We start from the raw sequence: 1,524 nt of genomic DNA, 5'->3' as shown, positions 1-1,524 counted from the left end.
CCCAGGCCGCAGATCCCCGCCCCGGAGCCGCCCACGACCCCCCGTCCCTCGAACTTAAGTCAAACCGGCCCATCCCCCCGAGACGCCCCGCGCCCTCCCGTCGATTCCCTGGCAAGAAGGGCGCGCCGCCCCCGCCGAGCATTCCGGCAAGAATCGCGCCTCCCCTCCCGCTATTTGCTGTGGGGGCGGTGCGGGCGCAGCTCGGCGCGGCAACGGATCATCTGCGCCGCGATGGAGACCGCGATCTCGGCCGGGGTCACAGCGAGGATGTCGTCGCCGATGGGCAGGTGCACCGACTCGGCGAGCTCGGCGGAGATGCCGTGCTCCTCGAGCGTGCGGCGCACGAAGCCGGCCTTGCGGGCGCTGCCGATGCAGCCGACGTAGGCCGGGCGGTGGGGCAAGACGTGCTCGAGCACGATAGCGTCGCCCAGGTGCCCGTGGGTGAGCACGACGACGAAGTCGCGCGGGGTGATGTGCGTGTAGTCGTCGAGGTCTTTAAACGCGCCGCAGGTCACGCCACGTGCAGCGGGGAAGGCGGCCGGGTCGCAGATGCCCGGGCGGTCATCGACGACCTCCACGACGAAGCCGACGCTCGCGAGCACCGGCACGAGCGCGCGGCCCACGTGGCCGCCGCCGAACACGTAGCACACGGGCTCGGCGCCCACGGGCTCGCGGTAGAGCTTGGCGCCCTCGTCCCACACGGGAACGTCGCAGCCGTCGTCCTCAAAGACCACACGCGCGGCGGGGGCGGCGGCGTCGGACCAGTCCTCGACGAGCCATGCGGCGTCGCCGGACTCGGCGGCGCCCGCGATGGCCGAGAGCCATCCCTCGTCCTCGGCGGTCAAGAGGCGCACGGCAAGAAGGGCGTCGCCGCCGCAGGCCATGTCGTTCTTCGCGTGGGTCATCCACTCGAGCGAGGCGGGCGCGGGCTGGCCGGCGGCCGCCGCGGCGAGGAGCTCGCCCTCGCGCGCCTGGGCGATGAACTCGATGTTTCCGCCGCCCACGGTGCCGATGAAGGAGCCGTCGGAAAGCGCGAGCATGCGCGCGCCCTCGTGGCGCGGCATGGAACCCGCGGTGGCGAGCAGGCTCGCGAGCGCGACGGGACGCCCGGCGGCGAGCTCGGCGCGCGCGGCGGAGATGATCTGTTGGTCGTTGATGGTCCCTGCTACGTCGTTCATGCGAACTCCTCGATTCCAGAGAGATCGAGCCCGGAGGCGGCGGCCGTGGCCACGACCTTGGGGACGGCCTGCCATTCGCGTGCGGAGCCCACGCCGGCGAGCGCGCCGGTAAGGTGGAGGATGGCCTCGAGCACGCCGCCGCCGACGGCGCTCGCCTTGTCGGAGACGGTGCGGATGAACGCGGCCTCACAGCGCGGGTCCACGTCGCCGGACTTCATGCCGCGGCGCACGGTGACGCCGGCCTGCAGAAGGCCGCGGACCACGCCGTCGATGGTGGCCACCATGGCCTTGCCCGCGACCTCGCCGCAGACGGTGCCCGCGTGGACCTCGTCGCCGATGCGCACGC

Annotated in this window: 1 protein-coding gene and 1 pseudogene; both read right to left on the bottom strand. The window is 73.0% G+C overall.

Annotated elements, in window-relative coordinates; translation table 11 throughout:
* Positions 1 to 170: 170 nt before the first annotated feature.
* On the bottom strand, positions 171 to 1,178 hold the full coding sequence (locus tag ACT84W_RS10565) for an XdhC family protein (RefSeq protein WP_444329184.1): 1,008 nt from the start codon (positions 1,176 to 1,178) through the stop codon (positions 171 to 173).
* Positions 1,175 to 1,524: pseudogene (locus tag ACT84W_RS10560) on the bottom strand (hypothetical protein); the annotation flags it as partial. The pseudogene ACT84W_RS10560 and the gene ACT84W_RS10565, both read right to left, overlap by 4 nt.

Origin of the sequence: Paratractidigestivibacter sp. (genome assembly GCF_052362415.1) — a bacterium.
In the GTDB taxonomy this organism is placed as follows: domain Bacteria; phylum Actinomycetota; class Coriobacteriia; order Coriobacteriales; family Atopobiaceae; genus Paratractidigestivibacter.
The sequence above is the reverse complement of the archived record's forward strand: the minus strand, read 5'-3'. Positions and strand labels throughout refer to the sequence as shown.